Below are 14,080 nucleotides of genomic sequence, written 5' to 3' on the forward strand. Positions count from 1 at the left end.
GGCACCCGGCGCCTCGGGCCCGGCGAGGCCCCGACCCACCACCTCGGCGCCCCGCCGACCGCCGCCCACGGCGCGTCGCGCCCGTCGCGCCCGGACGCGACCCGGATGATGCCCGCTCCCATCACCGAGCCCGAGCTGCTCGGCGGCCGGTACCGGCTGGAGGGGCTGCTCGGCCAGGGCGGGATGTCCGACGTGCACCGGGCCACCGACACCCGGCTCAACCGGCCGGTCGCGGTGAAGATCTTCGGTGCGGCCGACGACCCGAGCGCCGACCAGCGCTTCGAGCAGGAGGCGCAGGTCATGGCGAACCTGCGCCACCCCGGGCTGGTCGCGGTGCACGACTTCGCCGTCGAGGCCGACCGCGCCTACCTGGTCATGGAGCTCGTCGACGGGCCCACGCTCAAGGACGTCATCGCCCGCGAGGACCTGCCGCCCGAGGACATCCGCCGGATCGGCACCGAGGTCGCCCAGACCCTGGCCTACGTCCACTCGCAGGGCGTCACGCACCGCGACATCAAGCCGTCGAACATCCTCGTCGACTCCGACGGCCGGGCCCGGCTCGCCGACTTCGGCATCGCCGCCCTGCTCGGCGCCGACGGCCACACCGCGGCCGGCGAGATCATCGGGACACCGGCGTACCTGTCGCCTGAGCAGGTCCAGGGCCGACCGGTCGGGCCGCCGACCGACGTGTACGCGCTCGGCCTCGTGCTGCTGGAGGCCTGGACCGGGCGGCAGGAGTACCAGGGCCAGGGGCTGCAGGGCGCCGCCGAGCGCGTGAACCGCGCCCCGGTGGTGCCCGCGGACGTGCCCGAACCGGTGCGGACGGCGATCGACCGGTCCACCGCGACCGACCCGCAGCGACGTCCGGACGCCCGCCGCGTCGCCGAGATCCTCTCCGAGCCGGCCGCCGTCGCTCCGCCGGTCGTCGCACCGGAGCCGGAGCCGGAGCCGCGTGACCTCGGCTCGTCGGGGATCGGCAAGTGGATCGCGATCGGCGCGCTCGTCGTCGCGCTGCTGGTGCTGCTCCTCGGGTTCCTGCTGTTCGGCAACGGCGACTCCGACACCCAGGCCCCGCCGACCACCGAGACCAGCGCACCGCCCACCACCGAGACGACGACCGAGGCCCCGACCAGCGAGAACGACGGCGGCATCCAGCTGCCGAGCAACATCCCGGGTCTGCCGTCGGGTCTGCCCTCTCTCCCGTCGAACCTGCCGTCGCTGCCGAGCGAGCTGCCGTCGCTGCCGTCGAACCTGCCCGATCCCGGCCAGATCGGTCAGGACGCGCAGGGTTTCTGGGAGTCGATCCAGCGCTGGTGGTCCGGGATCACCGGGAACTGACGTGACCCGTCCGACCCGGTGCGGCGCGCGCCGGGCCGGGCGGGGACCATCGGAGGTGACACGGGCGCGGTACGTGCCCGGTGACCACCTGCGGAGGGGTTCTCGGTGAGCGCGAGCACGGAGCAGGCGACGACCGATGCGGCCGGTGGTGCGCAGCCCGCACCGGCGGTGCCGGCGCGGCGCGACCGTCGTGCCCTCCTGACCGCGCTCACGGTCGCCCTGGTGCTGCTGTGCGCCGGCGTCGCGGTCGCCGTCTCGATCGGCGACGACGGCTTCTGGCGGCAGAGCGGGCTGCCGGTGCCCGAGCCGGGCCTGAAGGCCGCGACGGTCGTCGCGAAGGTCCTGGCCGTCGCCGCGACCGCGCTCGCCGCCGGGTCGCTGCTGGTCGGCGGCCTGGTCGCGGCGCCGCAGAGGTCCGGGACGGTCGACGTCCACGGCTACCGCGCGCTGCGCCGGGGCACCCTGGCCGCCACCGTCGCCGGGGTGTCGGCGATCGCCGCGGGCTGGCTGTCGGTGGCCGACATGACCGGCAACTCCCCCGGTGTCCTGGCGTCGGTGGGCCCGTTCGGGTGGCTCGGCGCCGCCGCGACGATCGAGGAGCCGCTGGGCTGGGCGCTCGCCGGGGCGCTGCTGCTGCTCGTCGCCCTCGGGGCGGCGTTCTCGCTGAGCTGGAAGGCCGTCGCCGCGCTCGGCCTGGTCGCCGCGTGCGCGATGGCGATACCCGCCGCGGTCCACCCGGCCGCGACCGGAGCCGGGCACGACTGGAGCGGCGACGCGAACGTGCTGCGCGCCGTCGCCGGGACCGCCTGGCTCGGGCTGGTCGCCGCGCTGGCCGCATTCCGCGCGCACGGCGGCGTCGTCGAGGGACGGACCGTGGGCCGGGTCCGCGGGCTGCTCGCCGTCGGCGGGGTCGTGTACCTGGCCGGTGAGATCGTCTTCCAGTTGGTGGTGACCGACGCCGGGCCGCTCGGCGGGTCGGCCTACGTGCAGGTCGCCGTGGTCGTCGCGGTGCTGCTCGCGGCCCTGGTCCCACTGACCGCGCTGCTGGTCCGCGGGCTCGTCGCCGCCCCGGGCGGGCCGGTCCCGGGCCGGCTGCTGCCGGTGGTCGCGGCGCTGGGGGCGGTGGTGGCGACGCTGGGCGTCGCGAGCATCCGGCTGGTGCCGCCGCGGTTCGTCGTCGCCGACGACTCGGCACTGCAGACCCTGATCGGCTGGGACATCGTCCGACCGTTCTCCGCGCTCACGGTGCTGACCGACTGGCGCTGGAACCTGCTGTTCGGCACCGGTGCGCTGGTGCTGGCCGGGCTGTACCTGGTGGCCGTGCGCCGGCTCGCGTCCCGCGGGGTGGTGTGGCCGGTCGGGCGCACCGTCGCCTGGCTGCTGGGCTGCGCGACGTTGCTGCTGGCGACGTCGTCGGGGCTGGGCTTCTACTCCCCGTCCATGTTCAGCGTCCACATGATCAGCCACATGACGCTGAACATGCTCGCGCCGATCCTGCTGAGCCTCGGCGGCGCGGTCACGCTCGCGCTGCGGGTGCTGCGCCCGGCGGGCCGCGGCAACCCACCCGGCCCGCGGGAGTGGCTGCTCGCCGCGGTGCACTCGCGCGTCGCGAAGGTCATGACCCACCCGGCGTTCGCGGCGGTGCTGTTCGTCGGCTCGTTCTACGTCCTGTACTTCACCCCGCTGTTCGACGGGGCGCTGCGGTTCCACTGGACCCACCAGCTGATGAACCTGCACTTCGTGCTGGCCGGCTACCTTTTCTTCTGGCCGCTGATCGGCGTCGACGCCGCCCCGCACCGGCTGCCGCACCTGGGGCGGCTCGCGGTCATGCTCGCGACGATGCCGTTCCACGCGTTCTTCGGCGTCGCGGTGATGAGCTCCTCGACGGTGCTCGGGGAGAACTTCTACCGCCAGGTCGGGCTGCCGTGGCTGGACCTGCTCGACGACCAGCGCACCGGCGGCGGCATCGCCTGGGCGACGGGCGAGATCCCGATGCTGCTGGTGATGGTCACGCTGGTGGTGCAGTGGTCGCGCGACGACTCCCGGGAGGCGGCCCGCAAGGACCGGCAGGCCGAGCGGGACGACGACGCCGAGCTGAAGGCCTACAACGCGATGCTGGAGCAGATGCGCCGGGGCGGCTGAGCGCCGGTCGCGCTCACGCCGTCGCGGCGATCGCCCTCAGCCGGGTCAGGCCCGGCGAACAGACGGCGGCGAGGTCCGCCCCGTCCTCGCCGCGGACCTTCTGGTCCCCCGGCCGCGGGACCAGGACGAGCTCCCCGCCGCGACGGTCGTCCAGCAGCCGGTCGTCGTGCGGACCGGGGCGCGGCCCTCGTGCAGGAAGACGGACCCGGTGGCGTCGCGGAGCACCGTGGCCGTCGCGCCGTCGGTCACCCGGGAGCAGCGGGACCGCCGCAGCTGCCACTCCGACCGGCCGGCATCCGGTCGAGGCGGGTGTCGATCGCATCGGGCAGGGGTGCGGTCACCCCCGGATCAGCCGCGGGACGGGTCGCCGTATTCCGACGACCGCGCCCGCCCACCCCCTCCGGCGGCCGTCCACACCCGCTGCGACGGGTGTGGGGACCCGTCAGGGGGTGTGGACCGTGGGCTCCACGTAGTCGGTCGACTCCTCGCCGACCGGGGTGCGCGTCCCGCCGAGGGTGCCGTCGGCCCAGCTCGCCGCCTTCCGCAGCCGCAGGCTGTTGGTGACGACCAGGAACGACGACAGCGCCATCGCAGCCCCGGCGAGCAGGGGGTTCAGCAGTCCCGCCATCGCGATGGGGATCGCCGCGGTGTTGTAGCCGAACGCCCACCACAGGTTCCCGCGGATGGTGCCCATCGTGGCGCGGGCGAGCTCGACGGTCGCCGGGAGCACGCGCAGGTCGTCGCGCACGAGCACGACGTCGGCGGCCTCCAGGGCGACGTCGGTGCCCGAGCCGACGGCGATGCCCAGGTCGGCCGCGGCGAGCGCGGCGGCGTCGTTCACGCCGTCGCCGACCATGGCGACGGTGCGGCCCTGCCCCTGCAGCGCACGGACGTGGTCGACCTTGCCGTCGGGCAGCGCCCCGGCGACGACCTCGGTGATCCCGCAGGCCCGGGCGACGGCGTGCGCGGCGGCGGGCCGGTCACCGGTCAGCAGCACCGGGCGCAGCCCCATCGCGACGAGCTCGGCCACCGCGACCGGCGCGGACTCCTTCACCGGGTCGGCCAGCGCGACCAGCCCGGCGAGGGCGTCGTCGACGTGCACGGCGACGACGGTGTGCCCGGCCGCCTCCCACTCCGCGAGGCGCGACGCGAGCGCGCCCGTGTCCTCCGGGGGACGCCCGACGGAGACGGTGCGGCCGTCGACGGTGCCGCGTGCGCCGAGCCCGGGCAGCGCGACGAAGTCCTCCACCGCCGGGACGTCCGGTCCGGCGTGGGCCCGGATCGCGGCGGCGATGGCGTGTTCGGACCCGCTCTCGACCGCGGCGGCGCGGGCCAGCAGCCGCGCCGCGTCCGTACCCGGGAGGGCGGCGACCTCGACCACGGCCATCCGCCCGGTCGTCAGGGTGCCGGTCTTGTCGAGGACGACGGTGTCGGCGGCCCGGGTGGTCTCCAGCGCCCGGTGCCCCTTCACGAAGATCCCCAGCTCGGCGCCGCGGCCGGTCGCGACCATCAGCGCGGTCGGCGTCGCCAGCCCCAGCGCGCAGGGGCAGGCGATGATCACCACGGCGATCGCGGGCGCCAGCGCACCGGCCCAGCCGGCGCCGGCCAGCAGCCAGCCCCCGAGGGTGAGCAGCGCCAGCGCCAGCACCACCGGCACGAACACCGACGACACCCGGTCGACCAGCCGCTGCGTCGCGGACTTCTCGGTCTGCGCGCGCTCGACGGCCGCGATCATCCGCGCGAGCCGGGTGTCCGCGCCGACCTGCTCGGCGACGACGACCAGACGCCCGCCCGCGGCGATCGTGCCACCGGTGACGGCGTCGCCCGGCCCGACCTCGACCGGGACCGGCTCGCCGGTCATCGCGCTCGTGTCGACGGCGGCCCGCCCGGTCTCGACGACGCCGTCGGCGGCGACCCGCTCGCCCGGCCGCACCAGGAACCGGTCGCCCACCCGCAGCCGTCGCACGGGGATGCGGGACTCCGTCCCCCCGGACAGGACGGTGACCTCGTCGGTCTCCAGCGCGGCGAGCGAGCGCATGACACGCCCGGCGGTACGGCGGGCGCGGGCCTCGAAGTACCGCCCGGCCAGCACGAACGTCGTGACCCCGGCGGCGACCTCGAGGTAGAGCGGGCCGGACGGGTGCAGCACCGCGTCCCACCCGGTGAGGGTCTGCCGGGTGTCGAGGAAGGCCATCTCCCCCAGCGACCAGGCCGACGCCGAGATCACGCCGAGCGAGACGAGGGTGTCCATCGACGTCGTCCCGTGGCGCAGGTTCAGCACGGCGGTGCGGTGGAACGGCCACGCCGCCCAGCCGACGACGGGCAGCGCCAGCGCGACGACCACCCACTGCCAGTAGGGGAAGCGCAGCGACGGGACCAGCGACATCGCCAGCGACAGGTCGGCCAGCGGGATGAACAGGATGAGTGCGACGGCCATCCGGGTCCGCAGCCGGCGCAGCGCGGTGTCGTCGGAGGTGGCCTCGTCGCCGGTGTCGGTCGGGCGGATCTCGGTGGCGCCGTAGCCGGCCTTGCGGACCGTCTCGACCAGGGTCGCGACCGGGGTCGCCGACGGGTACCGGACCAGCGCGCGCTCGGTGGCGAGGTTGACGGTCGCGTCGACGCCGTCGAGCTTGCCGAGCTTGCGCTCGACCCGTCCGACGCAGGCCGCGCAGGTCATGCCGTCGATCTTGAGCTCGACCGTACGGACGTCCGTCTCCCCCACGGTCCGGTCCACGGCGCTGTCGGTACTCACGACCCCATGGTTCTACACGCGATCGAAGATCCGCCACCCGGGCCCCTGACCTGCGGCGGACCGGCGCCCCGCCGAACCGTTGCGGGGCGACAGGGCGTACAACTGGTCGTCGGGAGTGGGGTACGCGGACGTCCGAGGAGGAACCCTGATGGCCACCGGGAAGCGGAAGGCGGCGGCGAAGAACCCGCTCACCGCGAGGGAGGGACCGTCGCAGTTCACGGTGATCGCGCTGATCGTCGTGGTGGCCTTCGCCGCGGTCGTCGGTGTCGGCGTCTACTGGAAGAACTCCGGCGGCGGGATCGCGGTCCCGGCGAACGCGTCCGCGCAGGGCGTGACCGTCGGCAACGAGGCGGCCCCGAAGACGATCGACATCTACCTCGACTTCCAGTGCCCGATCTGCAAGCAGTTCGAGGCACAGGCCGGGCAGACGCTCGACCAGATCGTGTCCTCGGGCCAGGCGAAGATCGTCTACCACCCGATCGCCATCCTGGACCGGGCGTCGTCGACCCGGTACTCGACCCGTGCGGGCGCCGCGGCCGGATGCGCCGCCGCGGCCGGGGTGTTCCCGCAGTTCGAGAAGGAGCTCTACGACAACCAGCCCGCCGAGGGCGGCGCCGGGCTCCCGAACGAGCAGCTGGTCGCGCTCGGGCAGAAGGTCGGCGCGGGCGGCGACTTCGCCCAGTGCGTCGACGACCAGCGCTACGCGCCGTGGGTCACCCAGCTCACCCAGCAGTCGCTGCGCGACGGCGTGTCCGGCACTCCGACCGTGAAGGTCGACGGCACCCAGGTCGACGCGACCCCGCAGGCCGTCGCGCAGGCGGTCGCCGCGGGCTGAGGCCCGGGTCCTCCGCGCCACCGGAGCGCCACACGGCTCAGTCCGTCGCGCCACCGGAGCGCCACGCAGCGACGGCCGCGGTCACCTCGTGGCCGCGGGCGCGGGTCAGGTCGCGGTCCCGGAACGGCGATCGGACCCGGTACGCGACGGTCGCGGCGAGATCGTCCAGGTAGCCGCGTCCGCCCCCGTCGAGGGCCCGCCGCTCGTCGTCGTCGAGTTCCAGGAGCACCGAGTACCCGACCGGGCCGTGCGAGCAGTTCACGTCCAGGTAGGTCCCGGCGTCGTCGCGCAGCAGGAACCAGGCGTGCGGCTCGTGGTCGACGACCTGCATCACGGCGCTCCCCTCGGGCCCGGGCCTGCCGGTCAGCCGGGGCGCCGGAGCGGACAGTCCAGCCGGGGGCAGCTGCGGAGGAGCAGCTGCCGTTCCTCCCAGCGGTCCCGGCGTTCGGCGGCGATCCGCTTCCACTGCCGTCGCTGGTTCTCGGTGTCCACCGACATACCGATGAGCACGGAGAACCAGATGAGGGCGAGGACTCCGCCGACGACGATCAGCGAGGTGGTCATGGTGTGCCACCTCCGCTCCGGTGCGGCGGGGTGGGGATCTCGGGACCGTGTGTGGTGCCGTCATGGTCGTGCATGGCGCACCCCCTTCAGCGGTGGTGACCGCTGTCCAGGATCTGGGAGTCGAGTATGCGGTGCGAGTGGCTACTTGCACCAGGTCAAAATGCAAGACTTCGTCTGCAATTGCAGGATGGCTACGGTGGTCCGGAGCTACGCTCGACACGCTCGTGATCACGAGGAGGTCGGGATGACCGTGACACACGGCCCCGTCGTCATTCGCCGACGTCTCGGCTGGGCCCTGAAACAACTTCGGGTGCGCCGGAAGAAGCAACTGGGCGACATCGCGAAGCTTCTGGAGATGTCGGCGTCGAAGCTCTCGCGCATCGAGACGGGTCAGGTGGAACCCAAGTACCGCGACGTCCGGGATCTCCTGGAGATCTACGATGCCTCGCCCGAATCACGAGAGCAGCTCCTGTCGTGGGCAACCGACGCAAAGTCACCCGGATGGTGGCAACCGTTCAATTCGACTGTCGCCGTTGCCGATCTCGACATGTTCATCTCGCTCGAGGCCGAATCGGCCTCCGAGCTGATGTTCAGCACACCGATCACAGGCCTGCTCCAGACCGAGGCCTACGCGCGCGGCATTCTGTCCGATGCGTTTCCCGCGGCATCTCCGGCCGAGCTCGACAGACTGGTCGAGATCCGAATCGGCCGGCAGGCAGTGGTGGATCCCGCTCGCCAGGACGCCCCGCCCCTCATCCTGCACGCCGTCATGGACGAGAGCGCGCTGCACCGAGGTCGCGATCGTGCAGTTCTCCGCGGGCAGGTCCGACACATCCTGGAGCGCGCCGAGCAGCCGAACATCGAGGTCCAGATCCTCCCGTTCACCGCCGGGTACACGCGGGCGGTGAGCACTTTCGCGATCTTCGAGCCTCGCGAGACCACATCGGACTGGACCGTCGTCAATGTGGAGAGCACCGGTCACGACGCCTACTTCGACACACCGGTCGAAGTAGACACATACCGATCGATCTGGTCGGACGTGCTGCAGGGAGCACTGTCCCCCCAGGCGAGCCGCGACTACCTCGCGGACCTGGCGAGCTGAACGCTCAGGGGTGCAGGACCTGCGAGTCGAACTCGCCGACCTTGACGCCGGCCACGAAGGCATCCCACTCCGCCCGCGTGAATGCGATCGGCGTAGCACTGGCATCCAGCGTCGAAGCGATCTCAACGCGCCCGTCGCCTGTCGGCGCCACGGCGACACAGCCGCCGTCGAGGCAGAACGAGCTGGTTCGGAAGCGGCCGGGCAGCGACACGACAATCTCGATTCGTTCGATCCCACGACCCGCTGGGCACCCACGCAGGTCAAATCCGCGTCGAGGCTAGTGGGTGGTGCATCACACGCCCCACGCACCCCGGAGACACGATCGGGTGGATCCAGATTCCGTGACCGAACAGCGTCGAATCACGAGCCGCGAAGCCCAGGTTGATGATTGCTCCGCCGGGAACGCAACAGGTCCCGACGTGCGAGATCCACGGGCGCTCTGCCCCGTCAGCCCTGGGTGGCGATCTCACTCGGCGTCGCCGCGACCCGGTTCTCCGCCCGCCGGATCAGCACGATCCCCCCGAGGATCAGCACCCCACCACCCACCTGGACCAGGGTCGGCACCTGCGCGATCAGCACCCAGGCCGCCAGCACCCCGAACATCACCTCGGACAACCCCACGAACGAGGCGACGCGCGTGTCGAGCCGTCGGATGGCGATGATCCCCGTGAGGTACGGCAGCGCCGTCGCGAGCACGACGAGCATCCCCAGCAGCACCGGCCAGGACACGTCGACCCCCGCCAGCCGGCCGCTGGACTCCCCCACCCGCCACGGTGTGATGCCCAGCAGACCGGTCACTGTGAGTGTCACCGCACCCACGACCATCGCCCCGGAGATCATCAGCAGCGGCGGGACGCCGCCCTCGTCGTCGCCGCCGGGCAGCACGAAGTAGACGCACACGCACACCGCCGCGCCGAGGCCCCACAGGATTCCCGTCAGGTCGACGCGCTGGGGTCCGAACGGGTCGACGACCAGCACGAGCCCGGCGAGTGAGACCAGGCAGCCGACGAGCGTCACCGCGGCCGGGGTGCGCCGGGTCCGCGCCCAGGTCCAGCCGACGAGCAGCACGGGCGCGAGGAACTCCAGCAGCAGCGCGACGCCCACCGACAGGTGCTGCAACGCCTGGAAGAAGCACAGCTGGACACCGGCGACGGCGGCCAGGCCGTAGAGCAGGACCTTGCGGGCGTTCGGCGCGCTGAGCGGGTGCCGGCGCAGCATCACGACCGTCACCGGGAGCAGCAGGACGGCGGCGCCCGCGATGCGCAGCAGCGTCGTGAGCCCGGGCGACCAGCCCGCCTCCAGGAACGCCGCGCCGAGCGGTCCGGAGAAGCCGTACGCGGCGGCCGAGACCAGCGCCCACATCAGCCCGCGGACCATGTGATCCCGTGTCACGACCGAAGCACCCATAGACTCCTGACACTAGGAACCGACCATGTCAGGGGTCAACATGGAATTCGCCCATGACACCCAGGTGCTGCTCGCGGCGGCCGCGGCGCTGGTGAACACCCGTCGGGCCGAGCCGGACCCGCTCGACGACGTGCCGGGCTTCGCGGCGTGGCTGGCCGAGCAGCCGTACTCGGGGCGCCGCTCCGGCTCCGACGACGAGCGCCGGGCCGTCCGTGCGCTCCGCGAGCGGCTGGCCGGGCTGTGGCCCGCCCACGGCGACGACGACGGCCCCGACCGCGACGGCACCGTCACGCTGGTCAACGCGATCCTCGCCGAGACCGACGCGCGCCCCCACCTCGCGCGGCACGACGGCTGGGACTGGCACCTGCACGTCACGCCCCAGGACGCGCCGCTCGCGGACCGGATGGGCGCGGAGATCGCGATGTCGGTCGTCGACCTGGTACGCGGCGACGATCTGTCCCGGCTGCGCCGCTGCGCCGCCGAGGACTGCGACGCCGTGCTGGTCGATCTGTCCCGCAACCGGTCCAAGCGGTTCTGCGACACCGGCAACTGCGCGAACCGCGCGCACGTCGCCGCCTACCGCGCCCGCCGCGCCACCCGGACGCCCTGACACCCCGTCCCCCGCCGTGTCGATCAGTACCTGAGCGCGGTGCGCCCCGGTCGGGACCGCACTCAGGTACTGATCGACGTCAGCTGCCGGGCAGGTGCTCGGTGAGCAGGGCGTTCACCTCGTCGGGGCGCTCGTAGTTCAGCAGGTGTGCCGAGTCGGCGACCTCGGCGTAGCGGGCGCCGGGGATCGCGTCGGCGATCTCGTGCAGCGACGACGGCGGCGTCGCCGGGTCGTCCGCCCCCGCCACGACGAGCGCCGGCACCGAGACCGCACCCAGCTCGGCGCGGATGTCGAAGGCGCCGATGGCGGCGCAGCAGGCGGCGTAGCTCTCGTCGTCCGCGGCGCGCAGCATGTCCAGCAGCCGCCGCTCACCGGCCGGGTCGCGCTGCGCCCAGGTCTCGACGTACCAGGTCCCGGGCCGGGAGCCGACCATCGCGGCCGTGCCGTCGGCCCGCACGGTCGCCGCGCGCTGCGGCCACGAGTCCGGGTTCGGGAAGCGAGCCGCCGTCGCCAGGACCGCGATGCTGCGCACCCGCTCCCCACCGTGCACGCCGAGCCACTGGCCGATCGCCCCGCCGATCGAGACGCCGACGTAGTGGAAGTCCCCGATCCCGGCGGCGTCGGCGGCGGCGAGCGCGCCGCGGCCGAGCTCGGAGATCGTGAGGTCACCGGTGACGGGGGCCGAGTCGCCGTGGCCGGGCAGGTCGAACCGGACGCATCGGAAGCGGTCGGACAGGGCCGCCACCTGGGCGTCGAACAGGTGCAGGTCGGTCCCCAGCGACGGGCCGAACAGCACGGCCGGTCCGTCGGCCGGACCGTCCACGACATGGTGCAGATCGAGTGCCATGTGCCCATCCTGCACCGGCTGCGGATCGCGGCCCGGGTTCGTAGGGTCACCGGCGAGGACGTGCGCCACCGGAGCCGCTGGAGAGAGGACCGTCCATGGCCGAGCTCGAGACCTTCAGGATGCTGATCGGCGGCAAGCCGTCCGACGCGGCGTCGGGCCGCACCTTCGAGACCCAGAACCCGTTCACCGGAGCGCCATGGGCGACCGTGCCGGACTGCGGCCCCGACGACGTCGACACCGCCGTCGCCGCCGCCCGCACCGCGCTCGACGGCGAGTGGGGCGCGATGACCCCGTTCGCCCGCGCCGCCTGCCTGCGCCGGCTGGGCGACCTGATCACCGAGAACGCCGAGGCGCTGGCCCGGACCGAGGTCAACGACTCCGGGAAGCTGTACCGGGAGATGATCGGCCAGCTGAGCGGGCTCGGCGGCTGGTACCACTACTACGCCGGGATCGCCCCGACGATCGAGGGCCGCCAGATCCCGGCGCCGAACCCGAACTACCTGGTCTACACGCGCAAGGAGCCGGTCGGCGTCGTCGCGGCGATCACGCCGTGGAACTCCCCGCTGCTGCTGATGACCTGGAAGGTCGCGCCCGCGCTGGCCGCGGGCTGCACGATCGTCGTGAAGCCGTCGGAGCACTCGCCCGCCTCGACGCTGAAGTGGGCCGAGCTGATCGAGAAGGCCGGGATCCCGGCCGGTGTGGTCAACGTCGTCACCACGAACGACCGGGACACCGCCGCGCACCTGGCCGGGCACCCGGGCGTCGACAAGGTCGCGTTCACCGGCTCCACCGCGACCGGGCGGTCGATCGCGAAGGCGGCCGCTGCGAACCTGAACAAGGTCACCCTGGAGCTGGGCGGCAAGTCCCCGCAGGTCGTGTTCCCCGACGCCGACCTGGAGTCGGCCGCGAACGGGGTCATCGCCGGCGTGTTCGCCGCGACCGGCCAGACCTGCATGGCGGGGTCGCGGCTGATCGTGCACGCCGACGTCCACGACGAGCTCGTCCGGCTCATCGCCGAGCGCGCGGCGACCATCGCGCTCGGCGACCCGAACGCCGAGGACACCGAGATGGGCCCCGTCGCGAACGGGCCGCAGTACGAGAAGGTCCTCGGCTACCTGGAGACGGCGAAGGCGGAGGGCAACACCATCGCCTACGGCGGGGCCGCGGAGTCCGGGCTGGGCGGCTACTTCGTGCAGCCGACGGTGATCACCGGGGTGACGCCCGAGTCCACGGTCTACCGGGAGGAGGTGTTCGGCCCGGTGCTCGCGGCACTCACCTTCACCGACGAGGACGAGGCCGTGAAGCTGGCCAACGACACCCCGTACGGCCTGGCCGGCGCGGTGTGGACGAAGGACGTGCACCGGGCGCACCGCGTCGCCGGACGGATCCGGGCCGGCACGGTGTGGATCAACGCCTACCGGGTGGTGGCGCCGAGCGTCCCGTTCGGCGGGTTCGGGCACTCCGGGCTCGGCCGGGAGAACGGCGTCGCGGCCGTCGAGGAGTACCTGGAGAACAAGTCGGTGTGGGTGGAGTTGTCCGGCGGCACCCGCGACCCGTTCACCCTCGGCTGACCCGGGACTCCCGGTCCGGGGACTCCTCCCAACCCAGCCGTTCGGTCCAGCGCTCGCCGCGGTCGGCACGACGCGGGGCGGGCACGCGGGCGGCGGGGGTGTCGGTACGGGTCTCGGACGTGCTCATGGGGGGCCTTCCGTCGGCGGTGTGCACCGCCGTGCCCGGGGTCGAGGTCCCGGGCACGGCGGTCCTCCGGCACCGCGGCCAGGACGCGCGGGTCCGGCGACGGGGAGCGTCGCCGGATCCGGCGACGTGTCGCGCGGCGCGGAAGTCGGGGAGCGGCCACGGAACCGGTGCGGACCGCACGCTACGGACCGACGGGGGCCGCTGTTCGCGAGCTGAGACCCCGACCGGTGGACGGACCCGCGAGCGCGACGGATGGGAATGCGTTCGGCCGTCGGGACCAGCCGAGTCCGTCGTTCGCCCGCGGGGCTCTCAGCGGGCGGCCGCTCTCCCGGGCGAACGCGAACGCGAACGCGATCGCGCAGGCAGAGCTCCGACCCGCGACGATCACGACGGTGTGGGTCCGCCGGGCCGGGGCCGGTCCCGCGGGCTGCCGGTCAGGCCAGGACCACCTGCCCGCCCTCGACCCGCACCTGTCGCGAGGTGAGCGGGGCCTGGGCGGGGCCGTCGAGCGGGGCCCCGTCGGAGACGGCGAACAGGCTGCCGTGACAGGGACAGGAGATGCCGGCCGGGGAGACCTGGTCGACGAGACAGCCCTGGTGCGGGCAGGTCGCGTCGAACGCCAGGACGGTGTCCGCGTCCGGGCGGGTCACGACGACCTTCTGCTCGGCGAAGACCCGGCCGCCGCCGACCGGGACGTCGTCGACGGCGGCGATGCCGGCCGGTGCCGCGGCGGTGCTGCTGCTCGGGGCGGCCGCCGCGGGGGCGGGGGTGGTCGGTGCGGGCGC

At 73.6% G+C, this 14,080-nt stretch carries 15 protein-coding genes; 6 read left to right on the forward strand and 9 right to left on the reverse strand.

Annotated elements, in window-relative coordinates:
* On the forward strand, positions 1–1,338 hold a 1,338-nt coding region (locus GTW08_RS21675), incomplete at its 5' end, for a serine/threonine-protein kinase (RefSeq protein ID WP_161152455.1).
* Positions 1,339–1,443: 105 nt separating this feature from the next.
* The gene (locus GTW08_RS21680; protein WP_083658634.1) at positions 1,444–3,480 is read left to right on the forward strand and encodes a cytochrome c oxidase assembly protein; all 2,037 of its coding nucleotides are present in this window, start codon (positions 1,444–1,446) and stop codon (positions 3,478–3,480) included.
* Positions 3,481–3,493: 13 nt separating this feature from the next.
* Here the strand turns inward: GTW08_RS21680 and GTW08_RS21685 are convergent, their stop codons facing one another.
* The gene (locus GTW08_RS21685) at positions 3,494–3,802 is read right to left on the reverse strand and encodes a hypothetical protein (protein ID WP_161152456.1); all 309 of its coding nucleotides are present in this window, start codon (positions 3,800–3,802) and stop codon (positions 3,494–3,496) included.
* Between the two features lie 120 nt (positions 3,803–3,922).
* Positions 3,923–6,232, reverse strand: coding sequence for a heavy metal translocating P-type ATPase (locus GTW08_RS21690; protein WP_304580122.1), 2,310 nt, complete (start codon positions 6,230–6,232; stop codon positions 3,923–3,925).
* Between the two features lie 148 nt (positions 6,233–6,380).
* Here GTW08_RS21690 and GTW08_RS21695 point away from each other — a divergent pair, with 148 nt between their 5' ends.
* A complete protein-coding gene (locus GTW08_RS21695; RefSeq protein WP_073575711.1) occupies positions 6,381–7,067 on the forward strand; it encodes a DsbA family protein in 687 nt (228 codons plus the stop codon).
* 37 nt (positions 7,068–7,104) lie between these two features.
* Here GTW08_RS21695 and GTW08_RS31175 read toward each other — a convergent pair whose 3' ends face one another.
* Both GTW08_RS31175 and GTW08_RS21700 read right to left on the reverse strand, forming a co-directional pair.
* Positions 7,105–7,398 carry a hypothetical protein gene (locus tag GTW08_RS31175; RefSeq protein ID WP_073575921.1) on the reverse strand — a complete coding sequence of 98 codons (294 nt, stop codon included), beginning with the start codon at positions 7,396–7,398 and terminating at the stop codon, positions 7,105–7,107.
* A 32-nt stretch (positions 7,399–7,430) separates the two neighbouring features.
* The gene (locus GTW08_RS21700) at positions 7,431–7,631 is read right to left on the reverse strand and encodes a hypothetical protein (protein WP_073575710.1); all 201 of its coding nucleotides are present in this window, start codon (positions 7,629–7,631) and stop codon (positions 7,431–7,433) included.
* A 244-nt stretch (positions 7,632–7,875) separates the two neighbouring features.
* Here GTW08_RS21700 and GTW08_RS21705 point away from each other — a divergent pair, with 244 nt between their 5' ends.
* The gene (locus GTW08_RS21705; protein ID WP_161152457.1) at positions 7,876–8,733 is read left to right on the forward strand and encodes a helix-turn-helix domain-containing protein; all 858 of its coding nucleotides are present in this window, start codon (positions 7,876–7,878) and stop codon (positions 8,731–8,733) included.
* A 4-nt stretch (positions 8,734–8,737) separates the two neighbouring features.
* On the opposite strand, the gene GTW08_RS21710 is transcribed toward GTW08_RS21705, so the two are convergent.
* Together GTW08_RS21710 and GTW08_RS21715 are read right to left on the reverse strand one after the other, a co-directional pair.
* The gene (locus GTW08_RS21710) at positions 8,738–8,944 is read right to left on the reverse strand and encodes a DUF397 domain-containing protein (protein ID WP_304580121.1); all 207 of its coding nucleotides are present in this window, start codon (positions 8,942–8,944) and stop codon (positions 8,738–8,740) included.
* A 236-nt stretch (positions 8,945–9,180) separates the two neighbouring features.
* Entirely contained in the window at positions 9,181–10,125 is a 945-nt protein-coding gene (locus tag GTW08_RS21715) for an EamA family transporter (protein ID WP_161152458.1), read from the reverse strand.
* A 40-nt stretch (positions 10,126–10,165) separates the two neighbouring features.
* Here GTW08_RS21715 and GTW08_RS21720 point away from each other — a divergent pair, with 40 nt between their 5' ends.
* The gene (locus tag GTW08_RS21720; RefSeq protein WP_237454052.1) at positions 10,166–10,750 is read left to right on the forward strand and encodes a CGNR zinc finger domain-containing protein; all 585 of its coding nucleotides are present in this window, start codon (positions 10,166–10,168) and stop codon (positions 10,748–10,750) included.
* 79 nt (positions 10,751–10,829) lie between these two features.
* Here the strand turns inward: GTW08_RS21720 and pcaD are convergent, their stop codons facing one another.
* Positions 10,830–11,597 (reverse strand): 3-oxoadipate enol-lactonase, encoded by a 768-nt coding sequence (pcaD, locus tag GTW08_RS21725; RefSeq protein ID WP_073575705.1) that lies wholly within the window; start codon positions 11,595–11,597, stop codon positions 10,830–10,832.
* Between the two features lie 95 nt (positions 11,598–11,692).
* Here pcaD and GTW08_RS21730 point away from each other — a divergent pair, with 95 nt between their 5' ends.
* Complete coding sequence (locus GTW08_RS21730; protein WP_073575704.1) at positions 11,693–13,168, forward strand: aldehyde dehydrogenase; 1,476 nt, start codon at positions 11,693–11,695, stop codon at positions 13,166–13,168.
* Here GTW08_RS21730 and GTW08_RS21735 read toward each other — a convergent pair.
* Together GTW08_RS21735 and GTW08_RS21740 are read right to left on the reverse strand one after the other, a co-directional pair.
* Positions 13,155–13,295 (reverse strand): hypothetical protein, encoded by a 141-nt coding sequence (locus tag GTW08_RS21735; RefSeq protein WP_161152459.1) that lies wholly within the window; start codon positions 13,293–13,295, stop codon positions 13,155–13,157. The genes GTW08_RS21730 and GTW08_RS21735 overlap by 14 nt on opposite strands.
* Before the next feature lie 434 nt (positions 13,296–13,729).
* A partial coding sequence (locus tag GTW08_RS21740) for a Rieske (2Fe-2S) protein (protein ID WP_161152460.1) occupies positions 13,730–14,080 on the reverse strand: 351 nt, incomplete at its 5' end.

It is taken from the genome of Pseudonocardia sp. SID8383, from assembly GCF_009864975.1.
GTDB classification, from domain to species: Bacteria; Actinomycetota; Actinomycetes; order Mycobacteriales; family Pseudonocardiaceae; genus Pseudonocardia; species Pseudonocardia alni.